Consider the following 14,881-nt stretch of genomic DNA (forward strand, 5'->3'; position numbering starts at 1 on the left):
GTCCTCTTTGTGGACTTCCCCACAGAGAGGGCGCAGAAGGCAACCCGGCCTGTTTATCGGGCGGTTAGGGCGGGACAAAAGCCCCTTAACGGACTTTCCCCCTGCCCTTCACCGCTCGCCGGCACCCGCGCTCCGCTCCCCCGCCGCTCGGCCTCCGCCCTTCGACCTCCGCGCCTCAGCCGGTGACCGACTCCTCGCCGTTCTCCACGTGCCCCATCAGCCGGCGGTGGAAGGAGTCGTCCTCGGCGATCTTCAACTCCAGGTCGTACCAGCCGTGCGCCTCGTCCGCGGTGTGCGCGACCGTGCGGGTGCCGCCGGCCTTCACGGTCAGCGTCCGGGGCGCGGTGTGCGCATAGGCGAGCGGGGTCAGGGTGACGGTCAGGTCGGCGGTGCCGGGGTTGACGAGGGTGAGGTGCAGCTCCCGCCGCGCGACGTCGATCCGGGTGCTGATCCGGACGGCCGCGGCGGCGCCCGAGGCGCGGCCGGCGAACTCCCGCCGGAAGCCGTTGGGCCCGGTCAGCGTGAAGCGGTAGGCGCCGCCCTTGACCGGCACCGCCCACTCCGCCGGCCGGCGCACGTCCCGGTGCTGGGGCGCGTCGAACTCCTTGGCGTACGGGTGGAGCGCCAGGTGCGCCGAGGCGGGGCCGCCGTTGCGGACGGCCAGCCGGAAGGTGCCGGCGCCCGGGTCGAAGCCGCCGTCGGCGTCCGGCTGGTAGGGCAGCGCCCGGGCCGGCCGAGTGCCGGTCTCCTGCTCGGGCAGCGCCTGGTGGAGCGGCGGATTCGGCTTCCACCGGCCGCTGAACGGGGGGATCGGGCCGGGCCGGTGGACCGCCGGCTGCTTCCGGGGCCGCGAGAAGTCGAAGGCGGCGGTCAGGTCGCCGCAGACGGTCCGCCGCCAGGCGCTGATGTTGGGCTCCCGCACCCCGGTCCAGCGCTCCAGGAAGCGGGTGATCGAGGTGTGGTCGAACACCTGCGAGCAGGCGTAACCCCCCACCGTCCAGGGCGATATGACCAGCATCGGCACCCGCATCCCGAGCCCGACCGGCTGCCCCTCCCAGAACTCCCCGTCCGTCCCGGCCGGCGGCACCGGCGGCGGCACGTGGTCGAAGAACCCGTCGTTCTCGTCGTACGTCAGGAAGAGGGCGGTGTGCCGCCAGACCTCCGGGTGGCTGCCGAGCGCGTCCAGGATCTTGTAGACGAGGGTGGCGCTCTCGATGGGCGAGGACGCGCCGGGGTGCTCGGAGTCGGCCGCGGACGGGACGATGTAGGACACCTCGGGCAGCTTGCCGCTCGCCACGTCGGCGGCGAACGCGGCGGCGGTGGACTGCGGCTCACCGCGCCGCAGCGCCCGCTCGAACAGGCTGCGCTCGGCCCGGCTCAGCGCCTTGACGCCCTCCTCCAGGAGGCCCGCCAGCCGGGTGCGCTCCGCGGCGTCGGCACCGGCCAGCTTCCCGTAGTAGGCGGTCATGTTGTGCACCCCGTCCACCTTGGCCAGGGCCTTGTGCGCGACCTCCTTGAAGGAGGCGTAGAACTCCAGGTTGTTGTCGGTGAAGTTGTCCCACTCCTGGTAGACCCGCCAGCTGTGGCCGGCCTTCTCCAGGCGCTCGGGGTAGGTCGTCCAGGTGTAGCCGGTGTGCTTGTCCTCCTCGTAGGCGTCGTTGCCCACCGCGCGCTTGCCGCCGCCCGGTTCGAAGCCGGTCCAGCCGCTGACCAGGTGGTTGCGGTTGGGGCTGGTGGAGGAGTGGATCGAGGAGTGGTACGCGTCGCAGACCGTGAAGGTGTCGGCGAGCTCGTAGTGCAGCGGGACGTCCCGGCGGTCGTAGTGCGCCATCGTGGCGGACGACTTGGCGGCGATCCAGTTGTTCATCCAGCCGCCGTTCCAGGCCCGGTGGCCGCCCTCCCAGCTGTGGTCCAGGTTCCCGATGTACTGGAGGTCCTTCTTCTGTGCGGCGGCCGCGTCGCGCACCGAGAAGGGCAGCACGTGCCGGACGCCCAGCGGCCCCGGCTGCTCGAAGACGCTCCGCCCGCCGGGCAGCTCGACGGCGTTGCGGTCGCCGAAGCCGCGGACCCCGCGCAGCATGCCGAAGTAGTGGTCGAAGGAACGGTTCTCCTGCATCAGGACGACGACGTGCTTGATCTCGCGGAGCCCACCCCCGCGATGCCGCACGGGCTGGGCCGCGTCCTGTGCCAGCGCCTGCTGGAGCGACGGCGGCAGCAGCGACCCGGCCACCGCCGCGCCGGCCGCCGCCGCGCCAACTCCCAGTACCCGCCTACGAGATACCTCCGGTGCCACGCCCGACCTCCCAGTCGACAGTCAATGGTCTTCCGATGACCTTCCAATGGTTTTCGGTCAGCCCATTGAGGTGCTGCGACCGGGACGGTAGTGCACGACCGTGACGCGCAATAGGTATCGGGGTGACGACTTTGGAAACGGCACCCCACCCGCCTCCCGTCACACGCGCCCCTCGCCCCCCTCCGGCCACCACTCGCACCACACGACCTTGCCCGGCACCCGCCCCTCGACGCCCCACGCGTCCGCGAGCGCGGACACCAGCAGCAGCCCGCGCCCGCGCTCGCCGTCCCCCGCGCCGCCCCGCTCCGGCACCCGCGGCTCGCCGCCCCCACTGTCGTGCACCTCGACCCGCAGCACGTCGTCCGCCGTCCCCAGCGCCAGCCACAGCCGGTATTCGCGCCCCGGCGGGACGCCGTGCAGCAACGCGTTCGTGGCCAGTTCGCTCACGCAGAGCACGACGTCGTCCGCCCTGTCCTTCCGGTCCCAGTCGGCGAGCGCCATACGCGCGAACTCCCTGGCCAGCGACACGGAACGGCGCTCCCGCCGATAGCGCGCGGTCCGGATCCGCACCACCTGAATCTCCTCTTGCATACCCTCACTGTCACTGGGCGTGATTACGCTGAACCACAGCGTGAAGTCGTACAGATGCGATGTACGACTTCGCGCCGCATCACTCGGTCACGGCAGGGGGAAGGCAAGCGGCATGCACCAGGCGAACAAACCGAAGCGGATCACGTCATGGCACGTGATCGGCGCCCAGTTGAGCCACTTCCGCAAGGCGGCCAGGTTGACACAACCGGCACTGGCCGAGGCGGTGGGCGTCCACGAGGACACCATCGGCTCGATCGAGCAGGGCCGCAGAGCGCTGAAGATCGACCTGGCCGAGGCGTTCGACGAAATCCTCGGCACGAAGGGGGCGTTGGCGGTTGCGGTGGAGAAAGTACCCAACAAGGAGCGCTTTCCGGCCTTCGTGCAGGACTTCGTCGAGTACGAGGCCGAGGCGCTCTCCCTGCTCTCGTACGAGAACCACGTCGTGCCCGGCCTGCTACAGACGCCGGACTACGCACATGCCGTCTTCTCGTGCCTCTTCCCACCCATAAGGGAGGCCGACGCCGCCGAACGCCTCGCCGCGCGACTCGATCGTCAGCAGCTGCTGCAACGGGACCCGCCGCCGGTCCTGAACTTCATCCTGGAGGAGGTGGTCCTGCGCCGGCCGATCGGCGATGCGGAGGTGCTGCGACGGCAGATCAGGCATCTACGGGAGTGTGCGGAGTTGCCGTTCATCGGCCTTCAGGTCATGCCCACGAGCCGCAGGAAGCACGCGGGACTCAACGGGCCTCTCGTGCTCCTGGAGACCCCTGATCACGGTCAACTCGCTTACATCGAAGGCCAGCGGGTGAGCTTCCTCGTGGATGACCCAGATGAGGTCAGTCTGCTCCAACAGAAATATGGGATGCTGCGATCGCAGGCACTCACACCAGAAGACAGCATCAGCCTGCTCGATCAACTGGCGGGAGCGGCATGAGCGATCTGGCCTGGTTCAAGTCCAGCTACAGCAGCGACGAAGGCGGCAACTGCCTCGAAGCCGCCTACGACTGGCGCAAGTCCAGCTACAGCGGCGACGAAGGCGGCAACTGCCTCGAAGTGTCCGCCTCCCCCACCACCATCCACGTCCGCGACTCCAAGAACCCGGACGGCCCCGTGCTCACGCTCGGTGCCGATGCCTGGGGGGCGTTCGTCACCGACGTCATCGCGCGGCCGTGAAGCAGCGACGGCTCGGTGCCGTCGGGCCGGTCGTCTCCGCGCTCGGGCTCGGCTGCATGGGGATGTCCACCTCGTACGGCGTGCCGGACGACGCCGAGTCGCTCCGCACCCTCGACCGGGCGGTCGAGCTCGGCGTCACCCTGCTCGACACCGCGGACGCGTACGGGCGGGGCGCCAACGAGGAGTTCCTCGGGCGGTGGTGGGGCGGCCGGCCGGGCTCCGTGCGGGATGGGCTGGTCGTCGCGACCAAGTTCGGGCTGCGGCACGATCCGGCGACGGGGCGGGTGAACGCGGTCGACACCTCGGCCGCCTGGGTGCGCGCGGCGTGCCACGCCTCCCTGCGCCGCCTGGGGACGGACCGCATCGACCTCTACTACATGCACCGGCGCGACCCGGCCGTCCCCATCGAGGAGACGGTCGGCGCCATGGCGGAGCTGGTCGCGGAGGGTTCGGTGCGCCATCTCGGGCTCAGCGAGGTGAGTCCCGCGACGCTGCGCCGGGCCCATGCCGTCCACCCCATCAGCGCCGTACAGCTGGAGCACTCCCTCTTCACCCGCGACGTGCTGGCGGGCGACATGCTGGCGACCTGCCGGGAGTTGGGCATCGGCGTCGTCGCGTACGCACCGCTCGGGCGCGGGATGCTGACGGGCGCGCTGACCTCCCTCGACGACCTCACCGCCGACGACGCCCGGCGCCGGTGGCCGCGGTTCGCGGACGAGAACCTCGCGCACAACCTCGCGCTGGTCCGAGCCGTCCGCGCCGTCGCCGAGTCCCTCGGCTGCACACCGGCGCAGGCCGTCCTCGCCTGGCTGCTCGCCCAGGGTGAGGACATCGTGCCGATCCCCGGCACCAAGCGCCGGGCGTACCTGGCGGAGAACGCGGCCGCGGCCGACCTCGTGCTCGGCCCGGAGCAGGTGGAGCGGCTCCGGGCGGCGGTGCCCGACGGCGCGGTGGCCGGCGAACGCTACCCGCTCGCGGCCCTGGCCCGCCTCGGCCACTGACCCCTCGGTCGCCGGCCCCTCGGCCAGTGGCCCCTCGGCCAGTGGCCTCTCGGTCAGTGGCCCAGCAACGCCGGTGCCAGTTCGCGGAGTTGGTCGGCCCCCAGGCCGCGGTGGGGGGCGATCGGCTGGAGCGCCACGTGGTCCGCGCCCGCGTCGAGGTGCTCCCGCACCCGGCGCCGGATCGCGTCCGCGTCGCCCCAGGCCACGAGCGCATCGACCAGCCGGTCGCTGCCGCCGCCCGTGAAGTCGTCGTCGCCGAAGCCCAACCGCCGCAGGCTGTTCACGTAGTTGGGCAGCGCGAGGTAGAAGCCGAGGTGGTGCTCGCGGATCAGTGCGCGGGCGGTCGCCGGGTCGGTCTCCAGCAGTACGGCCTGCTCGGGGGCGAGCAGCGGGGTGGCGCCGAGGATCTCGCGGGCACCGGCGGTGTGCTCGGGCGTGACGAAGTACGAGTGCACGCCCGCGGCCCGCTCCCCCGCCAGCTCCACCATCTTGGGGCCCAACGCCGCGAGCACCCGGACGGGCGGCGTGCCCACCGGGCCTTCGTACGTGGCATCGTCCATCGCCGCCAGATAGGAGCGCATCGCGGCGAGCGGCTTGGCGTAGGCGTGACCGCGGCCGTTGACCTGCGGGGCGTGGCTGGCGCCGAGGCCCAGCAGGAACCGGCCGTCGTACGCCTCCGTGAGGGTGTGCGCGCCGGCGTTCATCGCGGTGGCGTCGCGGCCCCAGATGTTGGCGATGCCGGTGGCGACGGTCAGCCGCTCGGTGGCGGCCAGCAGCAGCCCGGCGTGGGCGAACGCCTCCTTGGTGGCCTGCGCCTCACCGAACCACAGCGCCCCGTACCCCAGCCGCTCGACCTCGACCGCAAACTCCCGCGCCACCGCGGCCGATACCCGGCCCAGTCCGCCGTGCCAGACCCCGACCCGACCGATCCGCGCGGCGACCTCCCGGGGCCCCGGTGCGGTGGTGTCCTGTTGCGCCATTGCTCACTCCTCCACTGTCCGGCGGGCGTTGCCCCCCTTGATCCTTTTCGGTAACAGCAGCGGGAAGGGGCGCGGCATTCCTCCGCCGCGGAAGAAGATCGGGAATTCCTCCGGCAGCCGGCCGGCAGCGGTACGGCCGGCTGTGCGGCGGAACGGCGAAGCGGCCGCCCCTCCGAGGAGGGACGGCCGCTCACGAGCCGTACGGGCCGGCGATCAGCCCTCGACGCCCAGCTTCTCCAGGATCAGCTCGCGCACCCGGGCCGCGTCGGCCTGGCCACGCGTGGCCTTCATGACCGCGCCGACCAGGGCACCGGCCGCGGCGACCTTGCCGCCGCGGATCTTGTCGGCGATGGCGGCGTTGGCGGCGATCGCCTCGTCCACGGCGGTGCCGAGCGCACCCTCGTCGGAGACGACCTTCAGCCCGCGCTTCTCGACGACCGCGTCCGGGTCGCCCTCGCCGGCCAGCACGCCCTCGATGGCCTGCCGGGCCAGCTTGTCGTTGAGCGAACCGTCGGCGACCAGCGCGGCGACCCGGGCGACCTGCTCCGGGGTGATCGGCAGCGCGGCCAGCTCCAGCCCGTCCTCGTTGGCGCGGCGGGCCAGCTCGCCCATCCACCACTTGCGGGCCGCGGCGGCGTCCGCACCGGCCTCGGTCGTGGCGACGATCAGGTCCACGGCGCCCGCGTTGAGGATCGACTGCATGTCGAGCTCGCTGATCCCCCACTCCTCGCGGAGGCGGTTGCGGCGGACCCGCGGCAGCTCGGGCAGGGTGGCCCGCAGCTCCTCGACCCACTCACGGGACGGGGCCACCGGCACCAGGTCGGGCTCGGGGAAGTAGCGGTAGTCCTCCGCCTCCTCCTTGACCCGGCCCGAGGTGGTGGAGCCGTCGTCCTCGTGGAAGTGGCGGGTCTCCTGGATGATCGTGCCGCCGGAGGAGAGCACCGCGGCGTGCCGCTGGATCTCGTACCGGGCGGCCCGCTCCACGGAGCGCAGCGAGTTGACGTTCTTGGTCTCCGAGCGGGTGCCGAACTTCTCGGTGCCCCTGGGGCGCAGCGAGAGGTTCACGTCGCAGCGCATCTGGCCCATCTCCATGCGGGCCTCGGAGACGCCCAGCGCCCTGATCAGCTCGCGCAGCTCGGCGACGTACGCCTTGGCGACCTCGGGGGCCCGCTCGCCGGCGCCCTCGATCGGCTTGGTGACGATCTCGATGAGCGGGATGCCGGCGCGGTTGTAGTCCAGCAGCGAGTGCCGCGCGCCGTGGATCCGGCCGGTCGCCCCACCGATGTGGGTGGACTTGCCGGTGTCCTCCTCCATGTGGGCGCGCTCGATGTGGACGCGGAAGACCTCGCCGTCCTCCAGCTGCACGTCGAGGTAGCCGTCGAAGGCGATCGGCTCGTCGTACTGGGAGGTCTGGAAGTTCTTCGGCATGTCCGGATAGAAGTAGTTCTTCCGGGCGAAGCGGCACCACTCGGCGATGGAGCAGTTCAGTGCCAGGCCGATCTTGATCGCGGACTCCACGCCGGTCGCGTTGACGACCGGGAGGGAGCCGGGCAGGCCCAGGCAGGTGGGGCAGGTCTGCGCGTTGGGCTCGGCGCCCAGGGTGGTTGCGCACCCGCAGAACATCTTGGTGTGGGTACCGAGCTCGACGTGCACCTCCAGACCCATCACAGGGTCGTAGGTGGCCAGCGCGTCCTCGTACGGCACCAGGTCGGTGACAGTCACGGTGAAACTAACCTCTCAGGTCCGGCGCCGGTCAGCCCGCGAGGACGTCGTCGTCGTTGAGACGACGCAGTTCGCGGACGAGCAGAGCGACACCGGTGACGATGGCGGCGGCGGAGACGACGGCGTCGACCAGCTGAAGCATGTCCTGCTCCCCCTTGGCCTTCTTCGCCTGCTTGACGACGCTCACCGCGCCGAACAGCGTGGTGCCGATGGACAGGTAGGTGCCGGGCTTGGACTTCTTGAAGTTCTTGGCCTTGGCCAGCTTTCCACTCACAGCGTCTCCTCCAGCAGGTCGTTGACAGCTCCGCTCACAGGGCCGGAGCCTCCTCGATGAGCGGGTGGCCCCACTTCTCGGTGAGCGCGGACTCGACCGCGGCGCCGACCTTGTACAGCCGGTCGTCGGCCATGGCCGGGGCGATGATCTGCAGCCCCACCGGCAGCCCGTCCTCGGGAGCCAGTCCGCAGGGCAGCGACATGGCGGCGTTGCCCGCCAGGTTGGCGGGGATGGTGCACACGTCGGCGAGGTACATCGCCATCGGGTCGTCGGTGCGCTCGCCGATCGGGAACGCGGTGGTCGGCGTGGTCGGCGAGATGATCACGTCGACCTGCTCGAAGGCCCGCTCGAAGTCGCGGGTGATCAGCGTGCGGACCTTCTGTGCGCTGCCGTAGTACGCGTCGTAGTAGCCGGAGCTGAGCGCGTACGTGCCGAGCATGATGCGGCGCTTGACCTCGGGGCCGAAGCCGGCTTCGCGGGTCAGCGCGGTGACCTCCTCGGCGGACTTCGTGCCGTCGTCGCCGACCCGCAGGCCGTAGCGCATGGCGTCGAAGCGGGCGAGGTTGGAGGAGCACTCGGAGGGCGCGATCAGGTAGTACGCGGCCAGTGCCAGGTCGAAGGACGGGCAGTCCAGCTCGACGACCTCGGCGCCCAGCTCCGTGAGCAGCGCGACCGTCTCGTCGAAGCGCTGGAGCACGCCGGGCTGGTAGCCCTCGCCGCGGAACTGCTTGACGACGCCGACCCGCATCCCGTCCACGCTGCCGTTGCGGGCCGCCTCGACGACCGGCGGGACCGGGGCGTCGATGGAGGTGGAGTCCAGCGGGTCGTGGCCGGCGATGGCCTCGTGGAGCAGCGCCGCGTCCAGCACCGTGCGGGCGCACGGGCCGCCCTGGTCCAGGGAGCTGGAGAAGGCCACCATGCCGTAGCGGGAGACCCCGCCGTAGGTGGGCTTGACGCCGACGGTGCCGGTGACGGCGGCGGGCTGACGGATCGACCCGCCGGTGTCCGTGCCGATGGCCAGCGGGGCCTGGAAGGAGGCGAGGGCGGCGGAGGAACCGCCGCCGGAGCCGCCGGGGATCTTGGTGAGGTCCCAGGGGTTGCCGGTCGGCCCGTAGGCGCTGTTCTCCGTCGACGACCCCATGGCGAACTCGTCCATGTTGGTCTTGCCGAGGATGACGACGTCGGCGGCCTTGAGCTTCTTGGTCAGCGTGGCGTCGTAGGGCGCCATCCACCCTTCGAGGATCTTCGAGCCGACGGTGGTCGGCATGTCCTGGGTGGTGAAGATGTCCTTCAGTGCGAGCGGGACACCGGCCAGCGGGCCGAGCTTCTCGCCGCGGGCCCGCTTCTCGTCGATGGCGCGGGCCTGGGCCAGCGCGCCCTCGCGGTCCACGTGCAGGAAGGCGTGCACCTTCTCGTCGACGGCCTCGATGCGGGCCAGGTGGGCCTCGGTCACCTCGACGGCGGTGAGCTCGCCGGCGGCGATCTTCGCCGCGATCTCTGCGGCGGTGAGCTTGATCAGGTCTGCCATGATCACTCCTCCCCCAGGATCTGCGGCACCTTGAAACGCTGCTGCTCCTGAGCGGGGGCGCCGGAGAGCGCCTGCTCGGGGGTGAGCGACGGACGGACCTCGTCCGACCGCATGACATTGGTCAGCGGCAGCGGGTGGGAGGTCGGCGGAACGTCTTGACCGGCGACCTCGGAGACGCGGGCGACCGCGCCAATGATGTCGTCGAGCTGTCCGGCGAAGTGGTCGAGCTCTTCGTCCTTCAGCTCCAGACGTGCCAGCCGGGCGAGGTGGGCGACCTCCTCGCGCGTGATGCCAGGCATGCAGCGATCCTCTGGTGTTTTCGGTGGAGTGTTCTGGGCGGAGTGTTCCGGAAGGAGATTTCTAGGCGAATTCTCCGCAGGAGTATTCCGGCCCAATCCTATGGCGTAGGGGAACGCCGCCGCGAAACGCTTTCGCCGGACCGCTGCAACGGAGCGTTTCGCGGGGCCGTCGGGCGGTCCGGCCGGACCGCCCGACGGCCCCGTGGCGGGGGCGGTCAGCCGCCGTCCGCCGCCGGGGGCCGGGGGGCGTCCGGCGGCTCCGCCTCGCCCGGGGCACCGGCTGGCGGATCGTTTGCTCTGGAGCCGGGCGCGCGCGGTTCCCGCGGCGCCGGCAGGCCCGGTACGGGGGCGTCCGGCGCGGGCTCGTCCGGGTCCGGGTCCGGGGCTGGTTTCGGCTCCGGGTCCGGTTTCGGGTCTGGTTCCGGGTCAGGATCTGGTTTCGGGTCCTGGGTCGGGACCTGGGCTTGTGCGGTGGTGTCGGAGCGGGGAGTTGGGACGGCCGGTGGCCGGGTCAGTTCAGGACCTGTCCCGAAGGGCGCTCGGCTGCCTTCTCCGCCGTGAGGGCGGACGTCTCCGACGCACGGCGCCAGCCGTGCTCACCACGGGCCCGCAACCAGGCCGTGGTCTCGTCCGGTGGCATCGCGGCGGCCACCAGCCAGCCCTGGACGGCGTCACAGCCCAGGTCGCGCAGCCGCTCCCAGGTCTCGTCGTCCTCGACGCCCTCGGCGACGACCAGCAGGCCCAGCGAGTGGGCCAGGTCGAGGGTGCAGCGGACGATCTCGGCGTCCTCGGTGTCGACGGCCAGCCGGGCCACGAAGGAACGGTCGATCTTGAGCTCGCTGACCGGCAGGCGTCGCAGGTGGACCAGGGAGCTGTAGCCGGTGCCGAAGTCGTCCAGGGACATCTTCACGCCGTGCGCGGTGAGCCCGGCCAGGGTGTCGGCGGCCCGCTGCGGGTCCTCCAGGAGGACGTGTTCGGTTATCTCCAACTGGAGGGCGCCCGGTGGGACGCGATGTCGGGCGAGCCGGGCGGCGACCGCGCCGGCGAAGCCCGGGGAGTGCACGTCGCGCGGTGAGACGTTCACCGCGACCGGCACCTCCAGGCCCATCGCGCGCCAACGCGCCACCTGGGCGAGCGCGGTCTCCAGGACGTACTCGGTGAGCCGGGGCATCAGGCCGGAGGACTCGGCGATGGCGATGAACTCGTCCGGAGGGACCCGGCCGCGGTCCGGGTGGACCCAGCGGACCAGCGCCTCCAGTCCGGAGACATGGCCGTCGAAGCGGACCTTGGGCTGGTAGTGCAGCTCCACGTCGCCGGCGTCCAGGGCGCGCCGCAGATCGCCCAGCAGGCCGAGCCGGTCGGGGGTGTTGCCGTCCCGCTTGGCCTCGTAGAGCTCGACACCGCTGCGGTCCCGCTTGGCCTGATACATCGCCACGTCGGCGCGGCGCAGCAGCCCTTCGGCGTCCAGCGCGTGCTCGGGGAAGACCGCGACCCCCGCGCTGGCTTCGAGCACGAGGGTCAGTCCGTCGAGGTCCAGCGGGGAGCTGAGGGCCGCGACGAGGTTGCGGGCGACCCGCTGGGAGCTGGTGAGGGAGTCGGTGGCGGGCAGCAGGACGGCGAACTCGTCGCCGCCGAGCCGGGCGGCCTCGGCGCCGCGCGGGAGGGCGTGCCGCAGCCGGTCGGCGATCTGGAGCAGCAGGCGGTCGCCGGCGAGGTGCCCGAGGGTGTCGTTGACGGAGCGGAAGCGGTCGAGGTCGATGAGGACGAGGGCGGCACGGGTGCCGGCCCGCTCGGCCTCGTCCAGGGCCGTCCAGGTGCGCTCCAGCAACCACTGGCGGTTGGGCAGGCCGGTGAGCGGGTCGCGCAGCTGCTCCTCGGCACGGGCCCTGGCTATCCACAGGGTGGAGTCCAGCGCGATCAGCGGGACCGCGAACAGCGGCAGCAGCAGCGGGGCGCCCACCGCGCACACCGCGATCAGCGGGGAGATGCCGACCAGGGCGATGCCGACCAGGGCCTGCCGCACCACCGCCGGGCGGGCGATGGCGGGCAGACCGCCGCCGAGCGGCAGCCGGCTGAACCACAGCAGTCCCCGGCTGACGAGGAGATAGCTCCCCGCCATCACGAGGACCTCGGGCAGGACGGAGAGGTCCCAGGCATCGGGCGTCCAGGGCCGGCGGACGCTGGGCTGCACCCCGCAGACGACCAGGCCGAGCGCCGCGGCGCCGATGCCGAGGAGGTCAACTGCCCCGTGGACGACGGCCTGTCGCCAGCGCTGCCGTCGGGCGGCGCCGACCAGGACCACGACGGAGAGGCTGACCAGGATGGCCGGCACCCAGCCGTAGAGCAGGAGCACGGCGAGGGCGAGGGCCGCCCCGGAACCGGTGCCGCCCCACCACCGGTCCCGGCCGAGGGCGACCAGGTGGCCGACGATGACGCCGGTCAGGACCGCCAGCGACCAGCCGATGGCTCCGGCGGGGAACAACGGCTCGCCGTCGCCGAGCGAGTGGAGCACACCGGCGGCGAGCACCACGCACGCCGCCATGACGAGGGCCGCGGGCAACGCGGGCACCACAAGCCGGCGGAGCCGCGACGCCGGAGCGGCGCTGTCGGTCGGTTTCATTCCGATCCCTCTCACAGCCGGCTGTGCCCGCGCCACGGCAGGCGCACACGTCAACAGTAGGACGCGGAAGGCCACTGCGGGCAGCGATCCGCAGCGGTTGCCCGAATGCGACCCGGCCTCCCAGATCAATCTGGTATGCGCCGATGGGGTGACACCTCACTCCTCCTCAGGCGGAGTGACAGCTACCGCTCGTGCCGCCTCGGGACCCTGCTCCAGCAGCACAGCGAAGCCGTCATCGTCCAACACGGGGACCTTCAACTGCATGGCTTTGTCGTACTTCGAACCGGGGTTGTCGCCCACCACTACGAATCCGGTCTTCTTGGAAACGGATCCGGTCACCTTCGCACCAAGAGCCTGTAGCGCTTCTTTCGCGCCATCTCTGGTGTGTGACTGAAGTGTGCCCGTTACCACGACGGTGACGCCTTCCAGGGGACGCGGGCCCGTTTCACCCGACTGCTCCTCCTCCATACGGACGCCCGCGGCCCGCCAGCGCTCGATGATCTCCTGGTGCCAGTCCACGGCGAACCACTGCTTGAGCGAGGCGGCGATGGTGCCGCCGACGCCCTCCACGGCCGCCAGTTCCTCCTCGCTCGCCTCCTGGATCCGGTCGATCGAGCGGAACTCCCGGGCCAGCGCCTGCGCCGCCACCGGGCCCACGTGACGGATCGACAGCCCGGTGAGGATCCGGGCCAGCGGGCGCTCCTTGGCCGCCTGGATGTTCTCCAACATGGCCAGGGTGTTCTTCTTCGGCTCGCCCTTCTGGTTGGCGAAGAAGGTGACGACCTTCTCCTCGCCGGTCTTCGGGTCGCGCTTGGGCAGGCCGGTGTCCGGGTCGAGGACATGGGACTTGATGGGCAGCAACTGCTCGACGGAGAGGTCGAACAGACCGCCCTCGTCCATCAGCGGCGGCTCGGCGGGCTCCAGCGGCTGACTGAGGGCGGTGGCGGCGACATAGCCGAAGTTCTCGATGTCCAGGCACTTGCGGCCGGCGAGGTAGAACAGCCGCTCACGGATCTGGGCGGGGCAGGACCGGGCGTTGGGGCACCGCAGGTCGATGTCGCCTTCCTTGGCGGGCTGGAGCGCCGAGCCGCACTCGGGGCACTCGGCGGGCATCACGAACTCCCGCTCGGCGCCGTCCCGCAGGTCGACGACCGGGCCGAGGATCTCCGGAATGACGTCGCCCGCCTTGCGGATGACGATGGTGTCGCCGATCAGGACGCCCTTGGCCTTGACCACGTCCTGGTTGTGCAGGGTGGCGAACTCCACCTCGGAACCGGCGACGGTGACCGGCTCGACGACCGCGTACGGCGTGACCCGTCCGGTGCGGCCGACGCCGACGCGGATGTCCACCAGCTTGGTGTTGACCTCCTCCGGCGGGTACTTCCAGGCGATCGCCCAGCGCGGCGCCCGCGAGGTGGCGCCCAGCCGGCCCTGGAGCCGGATCTCGTCGAGCTTGACCACGACGCCGTCGATCTCGTGCTCGACGGCCGTGCTGCGGGTCTCGGGGTCGCCGTAGTGGGCGATGAACTCCCGTACCGCGGCGAGGGAGTCCACCACGCGGTTGTGCGTGGCGGTGGGCAGGCCCCACTCCTTGAGCAGGTCGTACGCCTCGGAGAGGCGGTCGATCTCCAGGCCGTCGCGGGCACCGAGGCCGTGCACCACCATGTGCAGCGGGCGGGTGGCGGTGACCTTGGGGTCCTTCTGGCGCAGCGAACCCGCCGCGGCGTTGCGGGGGTTGGCGAACGGCGGCTTGCCGTCGGCCACCAGGCGCTCGTTGAGCTCCAGGAACTTCTCCATCGGGAAGTAGACCTCCCCGCGGATCTCGACCAGCTCGGGGACCCGGTCGCCCTGGAGGCGGTGCGGGATCTCGGCGATGGTGCGGACGTTGGGCGTGATGTCCTCGCCGGTGCGGCCGTCGCCCCGGGTGGCGGCGCGGGTGAGGCGGCCGTGCTCGTAGGTGAGGTTGACCGCGAGGCCGTCGACCTTCAGCTCGCACAGGAAGTGGTAGCCGGCGCCCCTGGCGTCGCCGCCCAGTTCGGTGGCGATCCGCTCGGCCCAGGCCGACAGCTCCTCGTCGTCGAAGGCGTTGTCCAACGAGAGCATCCGCTCGCGGTGCGCGACCTCGGTGAACTCCGTGGCGTACGACCCGGCGACCTTCTGGGTCGGGGAGTCCGGGGTGCGCAGCTCGGGATGGGTCTCCTCCAGGGCCTCCAGGGCGCGCAGCAGCTTGTCGAACTCCGCGTCGCTGACGACCGGGGCGTCCTTCACGTAGTACCGGAAGCGGTGCTCCTCGATCTGCTCAGCGAGCCGCGCGTGCTTCTCCCGTGCCGCGGCGGGCACCTCGGATGCCGCCGCGTGCTGTTCGCCAGCCACCGTCTTGTCCTCCCGTGTCCTTGAGGG

The 14,881-nt window shown here is 71.5% G+C and carries 12 protein-coding genes; 3 read left to right on the forward strand and 9 right to left on the reverse strand.

Annotated elements, in window-relative coordinates:
- Nucleotides 1-175 precede the first annotated feature (175 nt).
- Both SNOUR_RS13405 and SNOUR_RS13410 read right to left on the reverse strand, forming a co-directional pair.
- Nucleotides 176-2,293, reverse strand: a complete 2,118-nt coding sequence (locus SNOUR_RS13405; protein ID WP_067346738.1) for a phosphocholine-specific phospholipase C — start codon at nucleotides 2,291-2,293, stop codon at nucleotides 176-178.
- Nucleotides 2,294-2,452: 159 nt separating this feature from the next.
- Complete coding sequence (locus SNOUR_RS13410; RefSeq protein WP_067346740.1) at nucleotides 2,453-2,884, reverse strand: ATP-binding protein; 432 nt, start codon at nucleotides 2,882-2,884, stop codon at nucleotides 2,453-2,455.
- 112 nt (nucleotides 2,885-2,996) lie between these two features.
- Between SNOUR_RS13410 and SNOUR_RS13415 the strand changes: the two genes are divergently transcribed.
- From SNOUR_RS13415 to SNOUR_RS13425, 3 genes are read left to right on the forward strand one after another with little or no spacing between them, the layout of a single operon-like run.
- Entirely contained in the window at nucleotides 2,997-3,818 is an 822-nt protein-coding gene (locus SNOUR_RS13415; protein ID WP_067346742.1) for a helix-turn-helix domain-containing protein, read from the forward strand.
- The gene (locus SNOUR_RS13420; protein ID WP_067346744.1) at nucleotides 3,815-4,057 is read left to right on the forward strand and encodes a DUF397 domain-containing protein; all 243 of its coding nucleotides are present in this window, start codon (nucleotides 3,815-3,817) and stop codon (nucleotides 4,055-4,057) included. The genes SNOUR_RS13415 and SNOUR_RS13420 overlap by 4 nt, the downstream gene beginning before the upstream one ends.
- Nucleotides 4,054-5,058 (forward strand): aldo/keto reductase, encoded by a 1,005-nt coding sequence (locus SNOUR_RS13425; RefSeq protein WP_067346745.1) that lies wholly within the window; start codon nucleotides 4,054-4,056, stop codon nucleotides 5,056-5,058. The genes SNOUR_RS13420 and SNOUR_RS13425 overlap by 4 nt, the downstream gene beginning before the upstream one ends.
- A 53-nt stretch (nucleotides 5,059-5,111) precedes the next feature.
- Here SNOUR_RS13425 and SNOUR_RS13430 read toward each other — a convergent pair whose 3' ends face one another.
- From SNOUR_RS13430 to ligA, 7 genes are all read right to left on the reverse strand, one after another.
- Nucleotides 5,112-6,038 (reverse strand): LLM class F420-dependent oxidoreductase, encoded by a 927-nt coding sequence (locus SNOUR_RS13430; RefSeq protein ID WP_067346748.1) that lies wholly within the window; start codon nucleotides 6,036-6,038, stop codon nucleotides 5,112-5,114.
- Between the two features lie 213 nt (nucleotides 6,039-6,251).
- Entirely contained in the window at nucleotides 6,252-7,760 is a 1,509-nt protein-coding gene (gatB, locus tag SNOUR_RS13435; protein ID WP_067346750.1) for an Asp-tRNA(Asn)/Glu-tRNA(Gln) amidotransferase subunit GatB, read from the reverse strand.
- Between the two features lie 31 nt (nucleotides 7,761-7,791).
- Nucleotides 7,792-8,034 carry a hypothetical protein gene (locus SNOUR_RS13440; protein WP_039632561.1) on the reverse strand — a complete coding sequence of 81 codons (243 nt, stop codon included), beginning with the start codon at nucleotides 8,032-8,034 and terminating at the stop codon, nucleotides 7,792-7,794.
- 34 nt (nucleotides 8,035-8,068) lie between these two features.
- Nucleotides 8,069-9,562 (reverse strand): Asp-tRNA(Asn)/Glu-tRNA(Gln) amidotransferase subunit GatA, encoded by a 1,494-nt coding sequence (gatA, locus tag SNOUR_RS13445; RefSeq protein ID WP_067346752.1) that lies wholly within the window; start codon nucleotides 9,560-9,562, stop codon nucleotides 8,069-8,071.
- Nucleotides 9,563-9,564: 2 nt separating this feature from the next.
- Nucleotides 9,565-9,861, reverse strand: a complete 297-nt coding sequence (gene gatC, locus SNOUR_RS13450) for an Asp-tRNA(Asn)/Glu-tRNA(Gln) amidotransferase subunit GatC (protein ID WP_039632565.1) — start codon at nucleotides 9,859-9,861, stop codon at nucleotides 9,565-9,567.
- A gap of 511 nt (nucleotides 9,862-10,372) precedes the next feature.
- Entirely contained in the window at nucleotides 10,373-12,481 is a 2,109-nt protein-coding gene (locus tag SNOUR_RS13455; protein WP_067346754.1) for a putative bifunctional diguanylate cyclase/phosphodiesterase, read from the reverse strand.
- Between the two features lie 156 nt (nucleotides 12,482-12,637).
- A complete protein-coding gene (ligA, locus tag SNOUR_RS13460; RefSeq protein ID WP_067346756.1) occupies nucleotides 12,638-14,854 on the reverse strand; it encodes an NAD-dependent DNA ligase LigA in 2,217 nt (738 codons plus the stop codon).
- Between the last annotated feature and the right edge of the window lie 27 nt (nucleotides 14,855-14,881).

The sequence above is a fragment of the Streptomyces noursei ATCC 11455 genome, assembly GCF_001704275.1.
In the GTDB taxonomy this organism is placed as follows: Bacteria; Actinomycetota; Actinomycetes; order Streptomycetales; family Streptomycetaceae; genus Streptomyces; species Streptomyces noursei.